This window comes from Rhizobium sp. CG4, from assembly GCF_023701965.1.
In the GTDB taxonomy this organism is placed as follows: Bacteria; Pseudomonadota; Alphaproteobacteria; order Rhizobiales; family Rhizobiaceae; genus Agrobacterium.
The window spans coordinates 637,926-652,310 of the sequence record NZ_JABAEG010000001.1; the positions used below are offsets into that span (position 1 = coordinate 637,926).

Annotated in this window: 14 protein-coding genes and 1 tRNA gene; 9 read left to right on the top strand and 6 right to left on the bottom strand. The window is 53.2% G+C overall.

Translation table 11 applies throughout. The annotated features are described in order from the left end of the window. Positions 1-110: 110 nt before the first annotated feature. From HGO37_RS03015 to HGO37_RS03025, 3 genes are all read left to right on the top strand, one after another. Positions 111-1,319: a TIGR03862 family flavoprotein gene (locus HGO37_RS03015; RefSeq protein ID WP_250982065.1), complete on the top strand. Its 1,209-nt coding sequence runs from the start codon at positions 111-113 to the stop codon at positions 1,317-1,319. Positions 1,320-1,511: 192 nt separating this feature from the next. After that, the gene (locus HGO37_RS03020; RefSeq protein WP_192488279.1) at positions 1,512-1,649 is read left to right on the top strand and encodes a DUF1127 domain-containing protein; all 138 of its coding nucleotides are present in this window, start codon (positions 1,512-1,514) and stop codon (positions 1,647-1,649) included. A 244-nt stretch (positions 1,650-1,893) separates the two neighbouring features. Then, positions 1,894-2,100 (top strand): hypothetical protein, encoded by a 207-nt coding sequence (locus HGO37_RS03025; RefSeq protein ID WP_250982066.1) that lies wholly within the window; start codon positions 1,894-1,896, stop codon positions 2,098-2,100. Between the two features lie 92 nt (positions 2,101-2,192). Here HGO37_RS03025 and HGO37_RS03030 read toward each other — a convergent pair. Beyond that, positions 2,193-2,269, bottom strand: a tRNA-Arg gene (locus HGO37_RS03030). Between the two features lie 339 nt (positions 2,270-2,608). Here HGO37_RS03030 and HGO37_RS03035 point away from each other — a divergent pair. From HGO37_RS03035 to HGO37_RS03045, 3 genes are all read left to right on the top strand, one after another. Further along, positions 2,609-3,118, top strand: coding sequence for a MarR family winged helix-turn-helix transcriptional regulator (locus HGO37_RS03035; RefSeq protein WP_250982067.1), 510 nt, complete (start codon positions 2,609-2,611; stop codon positions 3,116-3,118). A 407-nt stretch (positions 3,119-3,525) separates the two neighbouring features. Further along, positions 3,526-4,389, top strand: a complete 864-nt coding sequence (locus tag HGO37_RS03040; protein ID WP_250982068.1) for a WecB/TagA/CpsF family glycosyltransferase — start codon at positions 3,526-3,528, stop codon at positions 4,387-4,389. Positions 4,390-4,567: 178 nt separating this feature from the next. Beyond that, a complete protein-coding gene (locus HGO37_RS03045) occupies positions 4,568-4,777 on the top strand; it encodes a hypothetical protein (RefSeq protein ID WP_250982069.1) in 210 nt (69 codons plus the stop codon). A 10-nt stretch (positions 4,778-4,787) separates the two neighbouring features. Here HGO37_RS03045 and HGO37_RS03050 read toward each other — a convergent pair whose 3' ends face one another. Beyond that, complete coding sequence (locus HGO37_RS03050; RefSeq protein WP_250982070.1) at positions 4,788-5,564, bottom strand: polysaccharide deacetylase family protein; 777 nt, start codon at positions 5,562-5,564, stop codon at positions 4,788-4,790. After that, on the bottom strand, positions 5,557-6,870 hold the full coding sequence (locus tag HGO37_RS03055; RefSeq protein ID WP_352230546.1) for an O-antigen ligase family protein: 1,314 nt from the start codon (positions 6,868-6,870) through the stop codon (positions 5,557-5,559). Before HGO37_RS03055 ends, HGO37_RS03050 begins: the two co-directional genes overlap by 8 nt. 353 nt (positions 6,871-7,223) lie before the next feature. Between HGO37_RS03055 and HGO37_RS03060 the strand changes: the two genes are divergently transcribed. Beyond that, on the top strand, positions 7,224-8,465 hold the full coding sequence (locus HGO37_RS03060; RefSeq protein ID WP_502941381.1) for a lipopolysaccharide biosynthesis protein: 1,242 nt from the start codon (positions 7,224-7,226) through the stop codon (positions 8,463-8,465). Between the two features lie 6 nt (positions 8,466-8,471). On the opposite strand, the gene HGO37_RS03065 is transcribed toward HGO37_RS03060, so the two are convergent. Both HGO37_RS03065 and HGO37_RS03070 read right to left on the bottom strand, forming a co-directional pair. Continuing rightward, complete coding sequence (locus tag HGO37_RS03065; protein WP_250982072.1) at positions 8,472-9,413, bottom strand: glycosyltransferase family 2 protein; 942 nt, start codon at positions 9,411-9,413, stop codon at positions 8,472-8,474. 12 nt (positions 9,414-9,425) lie between these two features. Then, positions 9,426-10,334: a glycosyltransferase family 2 protein gene (locus HGO37_RS03070; RefSeq protein WP_250982073.1), complete on the bottom strand. Its 909-nt coding sequence runs from the start codon at positions 10,332-10,334 to the stop codon at positions 9,426-9,428. A 192-nt stretch (positions 10,335-10,526) separates the two neighbouring features. Between HGO37_RS03070 and HGO37_RS03075 the strand changes: the two genes are divergently transcribed. Both HGO37_RS03075 and HGO37_RS03080 read left to right on the top strand, forming a co-directional pair. Continuing rightward, a complete protein-coding gene (locus HGO37_RS03075; protein WP_250982074.1) occupies positions 10,527-11,597 on the top strand; it encodes an endo-1,4-beta-xylanase in 1,071 nt (356 codons plus the stop codon). Positions 11,598-11,600: 3 nt separating this feature from the next. Beyond that, a complete protein-coding gene (locus tag HGO37_RS03080; protein WP_250982075.1) occupies positions 11,601-12,671 on the top strand; it encodes a glycosyltransferase family 2 protein in 1,071 nt (356 codons plus the stop codon). Here HGO37_RS03080 and HGO37_RS03085 read toward each other — a convergent pair whose 3' ends face one another. Next, positions 12,672-14,270: a GumC family protein gene (locus HGO37_RS03085; protein ID WP_250982076.1), complete on the bottom strand. Its 1,599-nt coding sequence runs from the start codon at positions 14,268-14,270 to the stop codon at positions 12,672-12,674. It abuts the gene before it with no gap. Positions 14,271-14,385: the final 115 nt, after the last annotated feature.

Sequence of the window (14,385 nt, forward strand, 5' to 3'; positions counted from 1 at the left end):
CGCCCCGCTATCAATTTGCAAAAATAAGTGCTGCGGCCGTGCAAAACCCGGCCGACTTGCGATAACAACGCTCTAACTTCAGCATTGGTAAAAGCAGGATGGCATTCCGAATGGCAAAAAAGCATGTGGCAATCATTGGCGGCGGACCATCCGGCCTGATGGCCGCTGATATTTTGTCTGCCGCGGGTCATGATGTCAGCGTCTATGAAGCCATGCCCACCGTAGCACGCAAGCTGTTGATGGCCGGAAAGTCCGGTTTGAATATCACCCATTCCGAGTCCTATTCCGCATTCAATGAGCGTTTCGGCGCAGCCAAACAACATCTGCAACCGGCACTTGATGACTTCGGACCATCCGATGTGCGTGACTGGATGGCAGAACTCGGCCAGCAAACCTTTGTGGGAACCTCCGGCCGGGTGTTTCCCGAGGTCATGAAAGCCTCGCCTCTGTTGCGCGCATGGCTGCATCGCCTCGAACAACAGGGCGTCAAACTTCATACCCGCCACCGCTGGACCGGTTTTAACGGCGACCTGCTGACCTTTGAGAACCCAACTGGAACAATCGACGTCCGCTCAGACGCCACATTGCTTTCACTTGGCGGCGCAAGTTGGCCCCGGCTTGGATCCGACGCCGCCTGGCTGCCGACCTTGAGAGACAAAGGCATTGGCATTGCCGACTTCAAACCAGCCAATTGTGGTTTTGATCTTCCGTGGAGCGATGTCTTCCGCAGCCGTTTTGCCGGTGCCGCAATCAAATCCGTGGTGACAAGTTCAGCGGCTGGCAGCTTTCAGGGTGAATTTGTCATCAGCAAACATGGCGTCGAAGGCAGCCTGATCTACGCCCACTCCGCCGTGTTGCGTGACGCGCTGCTGGACACAGGCAAGGCAACCCTGTTTCTCGATCTTGCGCCGGGCAAGACGGAAGAAAAGCTGGCCAGCGACCTCGCCAAAGCCAACTCGAAAGACAGCCTTACCAACAGACTGCGCAAAAAGACCGGTCTTAGCGACGTCAAGATTGCCCTGTTGCGTGAACTCACACCTGAGATCAGCCAGCTGGACCCTGCCGCTGTCGCAGCAAAGATCAAAGGGCTTGCACTTCCGGTAGCCACGACCAGACCAATTGCCGAGGCAATATCGGTCGCTGGCGGCATTGAATGGTCGCAACTGGATGAAAATTACATGCTGCGCCCGTTGCAGGGCATTTTTGCAGCTGGTGAAATGCTGGACTGGGAAGCGCCAACAGGCGGCTATCTGCTGACCGCATGCCTTGCGACAGGCAAAGCGGCAGCCAAAGGCATGCTAGAATTCCTCAAGACGTAAGCCAAAGCCACCTACAGGTTTCAGGCCACCCAGTTTCAGCGGCAATTTCGATCAAAATACAGGCAACCTTGCAACCCAGCATCGTAAAGCGGCATGGGATGCAAAAAACGCATGCCTGCCAATTATACTTATGCATTATTTTTAGGCGAGAAATGTCCTATTATTTAGTCATACCAAACAAAGGAGATGGACATGAAATTCGGCGAAATCGTAAGAAGTTACACAGCAAAGCGTCGCGCAGTTCGCGAACTGAACCAGATGGACGAACGTTCGTTGAACGATATCGGCCTGCGTCGTGAGCAGATCAGCCATGCTGTTTGGGGTCGTTGATCCCTTGGCAGTGTGCGCCAATACGCACATTGAAACTACTGCGCATTAATGGTGGCGGACGCCCAAAAGCCGGCACCATTTGGCTCCCATAGATGAGCCTTTTGACAGGTAACGCACAGTTTAGAGCGGCCTGCCCCAGCCTTCCAAAAAGCACATCACAGAACCCAGCAGCGCAAACCGTGTCTACGGTCACGCGCATCACAGTTTGTGGAAATTAACCCACACGCATTGGTTTGCAGTTGCGATGATTGGCAACAGCACAGATTTGTTCTATGCAAATGCCATGTCAGAAAACGTTTTAAAATTCGAGCGTCGCCCTCAACCAAAACCACCGCGGCAAACCCCGCCGTGGCAAAAACGTTTGCTCGTCATTTTGGCTGTTGTGGCCTTTTTCGCCGCTGCCTTTTTCTATTATTATCTGACAGGCGAACAGAGCGGCACGCTGGGCTGAAGCCCTCTCGGACATCTGCATTCTACATGTCCGGCAACAGTGATCGTCACGCGGGCACGCGACAACATAAAATCATTATTTTTTGAAGATTATGGCGCACCCGACAGGATTCGAACCTGTGACCTTTGGAATCGGAATCCAACACTCTATCCAGCTGAGCTACGGGTGCATCCGTAAGGGCGCTGAATCGCCCTGAACTATGTTGGTTCTTAGACTAGGTTGCGCTTCGCATCAATGCGGAAAATGCAGCGACTTGCATCACTCCACCCTTCAGCATGTATCTGGCCGTCATCGGGCAGGTTGTCGCATGAAACTGGCTAAGCCCGTGACTTCGCCAACAAAACTGCCGACCGCTAAGAAGCGCATCGTTACCAAAATCACAAAATCATCAGGACATTACTATCAGAAATAGAGCAATATCGTTTATTTTTCATTCGTTATTAAACTTGTTCTAATAAAGATAATTCTGTAATTAATTAATATCACTATCGAATCAGAGGAGTCGATGATGGATGGGAATCTCGCATATGTAACTTCAAAGAGTAAAAGCAAGTATGCAGCGTCCCCCGACAAGCCGTCCTATGGGGGGAGTGATGTCGATTATTCCATACTGTCGGAGGCAGTATTATACCGTTTGCGTCGCGCACAGCTCGCTGTAGTTCAGGACTTTAATGACAGCCTGGCATCGATCGGGCTGCGGCCCGCGGATTTCTCGGTCCTTATCGTCGTGGCAAATAACACTGATCTCAAGCAAAGCGACGTTGCCGAGGCACTCGGCATACAAAGAGCAAACTTCGTTGCAATCATTGACAATTTGGAAGCCAAGGGGCTGCTGGCCCGCAGAAAATCAGACACGGATCGCCGGGTACATTTTTTGGATATGACACCTGATGGCCGCGAAATGCTCAGCAATCTCTCCGAGATCTGGAAACATAATGAGGAAAAGCTCATCAGCCGCCTTGGAGGAGAAAAGGCGCGCAATCAGCTGATCAATCTTCTACGACGCATAAAAGACTAAGGCATCTGCCCTAACGTCACATTACAAACGACACGACTACCGTAGCCGTGTCGTTTCCATTTAGAGCGGACCTCAGCCCCCCTCCTGTGAGGCCCCTCCCCGCTAACCTCATTACATGCCTTCATGCACAGCCCTTGTGCGGTATGGTTAGCAAAAGATGAATACAAAATCCCCTTATGCTGTTTCACCTGCCCGTTTGGGAACATTTGACCAACTTAACGACAGGAAACGACGCATTTTCTTGGCTAAATAACGGTAAAAACGCTCGATTATACGAATTGGCGTAACTTGCAGTTAACTAGACCAACCCTTTCGCGTTGCAGTTTTGTATTTAAAGAGGCAGTAATATAGTTCGAAACGGGCCAATAACCGTTTAAATCCAAAATGATTTTGTGGGGATGAACACCATGCATGCAAAAGGCCAAGGGAGAAACTGGCCGACGATTGCACTCGCGAGATTGCAAGTCGTTAAAGCAGGCATGGAAGAATCGGCCGATGACTTCATCGAACGTGCCACCCCCACACGTGACCACACTGCCCGCCCCTATTACTCCACATCTGCAAACGGCCAAGTCATCGCCGAATGTCACGGCAATCCTGCCTTTGAGCAGACCATTGTCGAGGCCGATGAAATCCATGCTGACGGCATGTCGCTCGTGCTGTTCACCCGCTGGTTCTGCAAACAGCAATTGCCGGAACGTGTCGCCACGACGGATCTTGTTCATGCCGTTGCCAAACGGGCAGAGAAGACGGGAACGCGGTTTTATTTCCTTGGTGCGACGCCACAGGTCAATGACGACGCAGTTGCCAAAATGAAAGAGCTTTATCCTGATCTGATCTTTGCGGGTGCCCGCAATGGCTATTTTACTGCCGATCAGGAAGACGCCGTCATTGAAGAAGTCATCAAATCAGGCACCGACATATTGTGGGTCGGCTTTGGCATTCCGCTTGAGCAGCAATTTGTCAGCCGCAATATCGACAAGCTGAAAGGCGTCGCCGTCATCAAGACCTGTGGCGGCCTGTTCGACTTCCTTGCCGGACGCAACAAACGTGCGCCGCAATGGATGCAGGATATGGGGCTGGAATGGCTTCACCGCATGCTGCAGGAACCCCGTCGTTTGGGCAAACGCTATCTACTGACCAATCCGCTGGCGATCTATGCCCTGCTACAGCACCGTTTTTTTCCCAAGCGCGCAGCAGCTGCCAAAAAACTGCCGCAAACAAAGACCCGGCCAAACCCAAAACCCTACCAGATGAGCCAGCCCAAATAAGGTCTGGCTCTTTTCGTTTCTGGCAAATGTCTGTGACCCTAAGATTTGAAGGGTGACAATTAGACCGGTTTGCAGGCGTTCCGGGCGTTCTTCAATGTTGCCGCATTTCCATGATTGATATAATTTTAATCAATAACTCGGTAAATGAATTTTCTAACGTCCACAGTGGGAAACGACAATGCTCACGACCATTTCGCTTGTTATTTATGTGATCGGCACCGCAATTTCGCTGACCATGACGTATCTGGAAGGTGTGAAAAAGGGCCGCGGATGGGATGTCATGCGCGTCATGGGCCTGACACTCTGCTTTATCTGGCCAGCCCTGATTGTCGTCATGCTTGTGGTCATTAGCGCCTCAGGCCTCAAAATGAAGCTGGCAAGGCACTAACCAAAACCAACTATACCTTGGCAGCCCGCTTCGCCTCTACGAGGCCAAGCTCCTCCAGCGCCGCATCGACAGTCAGGATGCGGCAACCAGCAGCAACCGACCTTTGCACAAGCGATTGCAGACGCTCCCTAGGGCATCCGTAAAATGATGGATTGTCCGAGACGTCATGCGTGAAGAAAATCAGCCAGCCGGGATTTTCAATCGCCGAATTCAGCCAATAATCTGCAGTTTCCAAAAAATGCGGATCAGGACGAAGTTCGACCGCCAGCAGATGGTAGAGATCGGTATTCTCGCGATTGACGCCAGGCAAAATGCCGCGTGATGAACGGAAGCGTCGCTTCAGCGTCGGTTGCGATGGCAAATAAGCCTTTCCAAACGGCACTGAAAAATTGCGTGGCGTTTGACGATGGTCGAAGCTTGAAAGCACTTCGCCATTGCGTGTCAGATCGTTATCCAACTCCTGCTTCGAAAAGCTAATCAGTTTGCGGTGAGAATATGTGTGGCAGGCAAGCTCATGCCCGCGCGCGGCAAGTTCTCTGCAGTCGGCAGTGGTTGCCATCTGCTCGCCATTGTCGACCGTATCGATAAAACTGGCCGAGATATAAAACGTACCCTTCCCGCCGGCATCTTCCAGGATCTGCGCACCAGCCCTGCTTGCCGTCTGCGGAATATCGTCAAACGTAAAGGACACGATTGGTGTACGAGTCTGCACATCCACGCGCTTTGTCGGAATATGCCGGACAAGACGGTTGGAAATTCTCTCAAACAGCGTTCCCTTGCTAGACATGGGTTATGTGCCTTTCCGGATAACGTTGTTTCGAAGAAACCGAAGCAACATTTGCCTCACAGAGTTGGTCATGAGCCTGGTGATGCATACAATAGATTGCAATCAACATTGAAGACCAGATGGGACCAGTCCCAGTGAAAAAATTGCTTTCAAGGCAAGCAGAGAGCAGAGCGAAGATCCACATACGGGCAAATAGCCGGTTCAAATCCGGCGCGGCACCGTTCTGGATAGACTTGGTAAGATCGCGTGCCGGCAGGATAACCAGCCAGATGCAGGTAAGAACGAAAGCAGGCAGACCGCCATTCAGCAGGCTTTCAATGTAACCGTTATGGGCGTGCGCTGCGCCAACCGCCCATGTCTCATGAACTGCAAATTGGTCGAGCAAGGCGGTGGTGTTCCAGAAAGACTGGAACCCCTGCCCGAAAATCGGTGAATGGAAAAAGGTGACGAATGACAGTTCCCAGATATCCGTACGTCCGGTGAATGTCGCGTCGACACCCAGGCTCTCAACCACATCGCGAATTGAACTGGAGAAGGTAGAGCCCACCGCAAACAGGTTCAAAAGACCGATCAGGCCACCCACTACCAAGAGAACCTGGCGCGGGTGCCGTTCCAGCCACCAGGACAACATCAGCGTAACAGGCAAAAGCATGGCGGCTGTTTTACCATTCGTCTTCATCAGAAAAACGAAGGCCAGCAACGTGATGATCGTTCCCTTCCATTTGGACCAGGAACCGCGCAGGTAAAGCCCAAAAAACACCAGCATGATCATGGCTGGTGCAGCGGCATTTTTGTGGTTGAACACACCACGCCAGTCCCCGGCAAGCGCCGGTTCTGACAGGTCATAGGCCTGATGAATGGACCGTGCCGGCAGAAAGATGACACCTGCATAACACACCGGCAGCAACACACTGGACGCTATGGCCAGCAAACGCGCAAACTGCTGGCGATCAGACGGAAGTACCGCAATGATGCTGGTGATGAGACACAACAGGCCGGTAAAAACCAGGCGTTGGATGGCCGTGCCGGGCTGGCTGCCCAGCACGGACGCAATCAACATCCAGCCAAATAAGAGAAATATCGGCAAGCGCGGTTTCAGCAAAAGGCCAAGAAGCTGGTAGTGCACTGCAAACAGCAAAAGCACGCCGGTAATAGCAAGGCCAACAAGCTGGTTCAGCGCATTGGAACCACCAGAAGCAGTCGCAAGATTTTCAAATGGTCGAACGGAGATCCACAAGTACAGAAACACGGCCACGAACAAAAATCCGACAAGCCACCTCGGTCGCTCGGAGACGTCATCCGACATAGAAACATCATCCATGTCAGTTAAACGTGCCATAAGGTCCTGCTTTGGTGACGTTAATGTTCATAAAGCCGTTTTCAATTTGCCTGATCTTGCCAACTACTGGGCTATCGACCTGAAATACAGAATCATTTTCTCAGAGATACGATACATAAGCCCCAGTAACCATAAAAACATGAAGCTCTTTAACTCTCTCTTACCGTCAGGCAGTTAAGGTCAGAAGTCAAAACTCAATTCGGGTCTGGCAGGGCGTTGTCGCGTGACTGAAGCCATATATCCGGATGTGCGGCACGCAAGCCGGAAAACAGGAGCAGGACGTGAATACGTCAAACTATAATTTCCGACGTTTGCTGCAAATGGCCCTGTCTTACTCGGCGTCCGGTGGCGCACTACTAATGTCGAGCGCTGCCCAGCTTTTGACATTCGCCCTGCTCGCCCGCCATCTCGGCGTAGAACAGTTTGCGCTGTTTGCCTCGATTACCGCCGTCACCAATCTTGGTGTACAAATCTGCGGCATCGGTTCCAACGAAACACTGATCCGCCGTGTGGCGCAGGATCGCTCGTCCTATCCGATGATGCTCGGTCATGCCTACATTCTCAGCGCTGCATCCGGCGGCCTGTTGTTTCTGATTGGCATGATAACCATACCGGTGTTTTTCCCGACGTCACCGCTGCTGGTCGATACGCTGATCACCGCCGCATTGATCCTGTTCACCAACCTCATTCTGTTGAAGGTGGTGTCGTTATCGACGCAAAGCTTTATTGCCCATTCGGAATTTGCCTCGGCAAACAAGCTCGAAGTGCTGTTTGCGATAACCCGGACGATTGCTGCGGTTGGCGCATGTCTGGTTTTCAATGTCACGACCGTGGAAGGCTGGGCACTGTGGAACTTTGCGGCTCACGCCATCACAGCCGTCATCTGCCTCAAGACCACCAAAAGGCTGGGCGCGCCGCTGTTTACGATCGTGCGTGAAGAAATCCGTATCGGCATCCTGTTCTCGACCCAGTTTTTCTTCAAGGCTGTGCGCGGTAATGCCGACATCCTGATACTCGGCGCGTTGGCCAGTGCAGAAACTCTCGGCAGCTATTCGATTGCACGTCGTATTCTGGACAGCTCCTACCTTTCTGTAGAAGCGCTCAATCGCCTGATCTATCCGGGCTCCGCGTCGCTTGCCATGCAGGGCATGGGCAAGACCATTGAACGCGCCAAGGGTATTTTGAAAGCAGCACTGGTTATCGCTATCGGCAGCGCCGGTGTCATCACCATTTTTGCGCCACTGCTGCCGCTGTTGTTCGGCCAGGAATATGTGTCCCTGCCAACCCTCACCCGCATTCTCTGCTGGGCGGTGTTGCCTATGGCGGTTGCAGCCACTGCGCTCGAGGCATTGGGGGCTTCGGGACACCAGAATATCCGCGCAAAAATCTGGAACAGCGGCAACCTCATCGGTTCGCTGCTTGTGGCGCTGACGACCTGGGCCTTCGGTATCTATGGAACGCTTGGCAGCTATTTCATCGTCGAAATCGGCATTGCCTTGGCCGTATGGATGGCTCTGCTCAGCCTGCGCAATTCTCCCTCGCCTGCACAGGTAAGCGCCTGAACCGGCTTATGATTGCGATTTTGCCTTATAGGGCGACAGCGTAATACCGATGCTGGCAAGCACACGGCCGACCGAAAGCAAAACCGGGTGTGTGGCAACCAGCGGCTGACCGGTTTTTGCAAACACCGAGACGGCACGCACGAGCGACAGTCCAAGGCTTATGACATTCTTGGCCTGCAGCATCACCGCTCCCTGCAGGCCGGGCCTGCGGGCACGATCAATCGAATAGTTGATGATGCCGGTACGCAATGAGCGTGTCATGATCCATTTGGGTTCCATACGCTCAACCGGCACGAACTCGGTGATGATGGCTTCCGCACTCCAGCCAAAACGCAAGCCGGAGCGTTTGCTGCGTGTGAAGAAATCCATGTCGCCGCCACCGAGAAAGTTGAACTGTACGTCAAATTGCGGCTTTTCCAGTCTCTCGAAAACCCGTTTGGACAGCAGGCAATTTCCAGAGCCGTAGATCATATCGACAGGGCCGGTTTTTGCCTCGATCGAACCAAATAGCGGATGTAGCTCCACCCCCTTGGAAGCGGGCTTGTCAAAGGCGCGTATGACTGGACCGCCGACTATGTCGACACCAAGCGTTTCAGCCGTGCGCACCATATTGGCGAGCCAAATGGGCGATGCGATCTCGTCATCATCGATCATCAAAAAGTAAGATGCAGAGGGATAAAGGCTGCGCGCTTTGGCAAAGGCCGAGTTGATGGCATAACAATTGCCCTGCTGCGGTTCAACAAATGCCTGCCCCAACATGCCTGTATCAGTAAGAAAGCTCTGCGTGACCGCCAGAGCCTCTTGACCGACGCCATCATTGTCAATGACCACGATGGCAAAGGAAAAATCGACCTGTTGTGTGGCGAGCGACGCCAGCGTCTTTTTCAAACCGTCCGGCCGGCGAAAACTTGGAATACAGACAACGGCGTGAGGAGCCTGAGTGGTCATAAAATCTAACTCCTACAGTCCAGCGAGCGCAGCAGCCGAAAACAGCAATGCGCGCTTGGCCTGTCTTGGCCGGTGAATTAAAGTATCGCTTAATGCCATGAATGCTTTCCCATATCGGTGCGCACGTATGTCTTGGGCAATCGTATAAGCATTCATATGCCCTTCCGCCTTCTGCCGCAGGGCTTTTACCCGCTCGGACGGCAGACCTGCCAGAATGGACGGGTCATTAAAAATCGCGTCAATGACAGGAATACAATCGGCAAACTCCAGCGTCTTGGACATCATCACGCTTGAGGTGTGGACACGGTAATCGAGCACATGCGCACCTTCGACATAGCGGAACGGGCCTTTGGCCGCCAGCAGGCACCAGCCATGCCAATCTTCGCCGTAGCGCAAGGTTTCGTCAAAACCGCCAACCGCACGAAACACTGCCGTCTTGACCAGCATGATGCCGCCATTGACAATAAAATTGCCGCCAACCAGATTTTCCAGAATGTGACCTGAAGGCTTGCTGCGTTTGCGGATCAGATTGCGCCTACCGATTTTTTCGCCCTGCTCATTTATCCGCTCATAGTCGCCATAGATGGCAACGTCGTCAGCGCCGTCTGCACCTGCAAGCAAGGTGGCAAAAACTCCCTCACGCAACCGGTCATCGGCATCGAGAAACATTGTCCATTCACCCGAGGCTTTTGAAAGACCGAAATTGCGAACCGCCGACACGCCCTTTCGCCCGGAAGGTCTGGTCAGCACCGTGACGCGCGGGTCTGTAATTGCCTTAACAACTGCAGCCGTTCCATCCGTCGAACCATCATCGACTACGATCACTTCCCCGGCCAGCGGACCTTGCGCCAGCACGCTGTTGATGGCTTCGCCGATAAAGGCTTCACCATTGCGAACAGGAATGACGACGGAAACGGACATGGGTGATTTCTGGCCAAATAATAAAACTGGCGGCAGCATGCGCAGAGGGAAGTTACTACGGCATTAAATGAAAAACTGCCGATATATCATGCCAAACAGGGCGTTAACTTCATTTCACAAGAAAACCCTCCGGTAAACAATAGTCTGTTATTATCCGTCCCATCAAAAGACAAAGCGGAGCAGGTGCCGAGAATGTTTGGCAGAAGAGATTTTTTGCGCACAGCAACAGCGGCAGGTCTGTCACTGACAGCGGCTGGTTCATCCTTCGCCAAATCGACCAAGACCGACAGTAAACTTATCCCCTATGGGGCTGCCGTCTATCTGCCGGACATGCAGGCGGATTCACGGGTTGGCGAAGCCGTCCTGCAATATTGCTCACGCATCACGCCCGTCAATGAAATGAAGTGGGACGCCATGCGTCCCTCCCCTGACGCGTATGATTTTACCGCGGTGGATGCGATTGCCGATTTCGCCCGCCAGAACAAGCTGACCATGCATGGACATCCGCTGGTGTGGTATGCAGCGCTGCCAAGCTGGATATCGTCAGTCAGTGGTGCAGCCGCCGTTGAAAAGCTGATGGAAGATCACATCAACACTACTGTCGCCCGTTATAAGGACGTGACACGAAGCTGGGATGTTGTGAACGAACCAATCCCCGACGCCGCAGATGGCCCAAAAGCCCGTCGTGATGGCTTCTGGTTCGAGAACCTTGGCAACGACCATATCGCCAAGGCGTTTCGTTATGCCCATGCGGCAGACCCAACAGCACAACTTGTCCTCAACGAATACGACATTGAATTTTCGATCCGCAACTCACCCAATAAGCGCGCGGCCTTCCGCGATCTCGTACTGGAACTGCTGGATCAGGACGTACCGATCCATGCAATCGGTTTGCAGGGTCATCTGCGTGGCGGCTGGCCAATTGCCAAACAGGAACTGGCCGCCTTTGTCAGCGAAATGCGCGGACATGGCCTTAAGGTTCTGGTGACTGAGCTTGATGTGATGGACCATAAACTGCCGGAACCGGCAGAGGAACGCGACGCAATTATTTCAGCACAGGTCAAGGACTTCCTTGAGGCCGCATCGGAAGGCGGCCCTCTCGATTCCATCACCACCTGGGGCATTTCCGACCAGTACAGCTGGATACGGTGGGCCTATCCGCGCAAGGACGGCACGGTCAATCGACCATTGCCGCTGGACTGGAGTTTCCAGCCGAAATCCATGTTGTCCGTTATCAACGAATTCCGTAATCGCGGTGCATAATCCATGAGTGCTGATCTGCCGCCCGTCCAAACTGCCCTTCAAATCAATATGCATCCATTTGATGCGCAGCATGTCATCCACACATTGCCGCATCAGATCCGGGTATGGGAAAATCAGGTCGACCGCATTTTGCTGACGGTTGATACCGGACAGGTCAATGCTGGCCGCTACAAGGGACAGGGCTTTGACGCGGCCAAGGCACGGTTATTTGCATTTCTGGAAAGCCTGAGGATCAAGCATCCCAAACTGCATATCGACACGGTCGACTATGGCACAGAAGCACACCGAAAACTCGGGCAACTGTTCTTTTCCAGGGCTCCGCATTATCCCGATAAGGCATTCGATGGCGGCCCTTTCTATGTGTATTTTTATGGGCTCATGCGCGCCAACGCCCGTTACGTGCTGCACATGGACAGCGACATGCTGTTTGGCGGCGCCAGCCAAACATGGATAAGCGAAGCCATCGCCCAGCTTGAAGCACAACCAAACGTATTGGTCGTGTGCCCCTTCTCCGGCCCACCGAAAGATGGTGGCGACATGAGCCTTTCACTGCATGTTGGGATGCCCGGGGTAAAGCACATTCTTCGTGCAGAAAAACTGCAGCTGGACAGTCCCGCCTGGCGTTTCCCGACTGTCAGCACGCGCATTTTCATGATCGACATGCAACGGTTTGCTGACCGCATCGGCTCGCTGGACCTGCTGCGCCCCGACCTCAAGCGCCGCATACGCTCCTATGCCTTTAACCAGAAGCCGATTTCCATGCCGGCAGAAGAAGCCCTGAGCACCAATATGATTGCCAGGGATCTCTATCGGTTGGACTATATGGGAACCGGCCAGGGTATGTACTCACTGCACCCACCCTATCGCTCGCCGCAGTTTTACGCGGCCTTGCCATCACTGATCAAACGCATTGAAGCGGGCGATATCCCGGAAAGCCAGCGCGGAGATTTCGACATCAATTCGTCGATGGTCGACTGGAGTTCGGCAATTGCCGCCAAAAGCCGTTCCAAACGCTATCTCAAGGCGCTCAAGCACCTGATCTCCGCCAATATGGAACGATTTTCGCGAAAATAATCAGGCGCGCGTGGCAGAAGCTGGGGCAAATCCGTAACTGCCGCGCAGATAACGCCACGCACCAAACGTCAATGCCAGGCCAATTCCGAGGAACAGTCCGGCAAAACCACCCAAGATCATCAGCGTCATTTTACCGGGAGGCCAGCTGCGGAAGTTTGGCGCAACCGCACGGGAAATAACCCGGACGTTGGTGGAGTTGATGGCCTGCTGTTCGGCAATCTGGCGCGATCGCGTCAGATAGGTTTCATAAATTGCAGCAACGGTTCTTGCATCGCGTTCAAGATCACGCAGTTTCACCTGCGCATCATTGTCGGTAAACACATTGGCACGTTCGGCAACAGCCTTCTGGCGCAATGCATCCAGTGAAGACCGTGATTCAGCAACGCTGGTTTTGACGGTTTCGAGAATACGCTGCGCTTCCTGCGTAAACCCCTGTTCCAGCATCGCCTTTTCTGCATTCGCAGTCGCAAGGCGTGGATGGCGGCTGCCATAGGTCATGGTCATCGCGCCGATCTGCTGCTGTAAGATGCTGTATTGCTCGCGGATCGTGTTCATCGTCTCGCTGTCAAAAATGGCAGAACTCGCCACACGCTGTTGCGAAATGGCCTGCTCCATCTGCTTCAGTCGCGATTCTTCCTGAATAAGCCGCTGTTGCGCAGAAAGTACCTGTGCATTCAGTTCACCAGACAACTGGTTACTGACCAGTTCACCATTATTGACCTGCAAGCCGTTCTGCCGCTTGAACTCCTCGACCTTCTTTTCCGCTTCCGTCACATTGACGCGCAATTCCTCAAGGCGGGTGTTCAGGTCATCGGCGACACGACGACTGCCTTCAGACGTTGTCTGGAACAGTTCATTCTCAAACGCATTGATGATGGCGTTGGAAAGCGTCACCGACTTTTCGGGGTTTGCTGACCAGACAGCCACCGTCACGACAAACGAACGTGGGTCGCGTTCGGCGACCACCCGGTCGCCCAATGCACGCAATGCTCCAATGCTGTTGTCGCCTTCTTCCGGCGGACGGGACAGCAACATTTTGAAGCGTTCAATCGGGGTAGGGTTGATAAATTCCGGGTCTTTGTCCAGCTTGAGTTCGCTCACAACCTGCGACAGCACGTTGCGGGATGTCAGGGTTCGCAGCTTGCTTTCGACTTCAAGGATTTGTGTATCGCGCTGCGGGCTGACCGAAAACACACCATCATTGATCACGTTGAGGTTGGATGGGTTAACGATGATATCGGTGTAGGCGGTGTAACGCTGTGGTGTCATTGCCGAATAGGCAAGCGCTGCACCAACACAAGCGATGATCGCCAGAATGATCCATATGATGCCGTCCCGCAGCCACGACAGAATATCACCGATACCAATGCGATCGATGAAGTTGATGCCGGGGAAATAACCGGCAAATGCAGATTGTTGCGGACGGATAACGTAAGGTTGTTGCGGCTCCGGCCTTAGTGCGGACCGTTCAGATTCCGTATATGACGGCTTATCGGATTCGACATTCAGATAGGCGTCAAGCAGCGATCCCTGCGGCCGCGGAGCTTCTTCCATGGGCGAGTGAGCCTGTTTGTCTTTCGCTTTTCCAAGCTTGTACATCCGCTCTTCCAACACACTCCATGATCAACACTCAGCCGTCCCACAAATGGACAGGCAAAGCTTACGCACCAACGATTTGGCAAAATTGCGCAAAACCGCACACGTCATTTCTAGG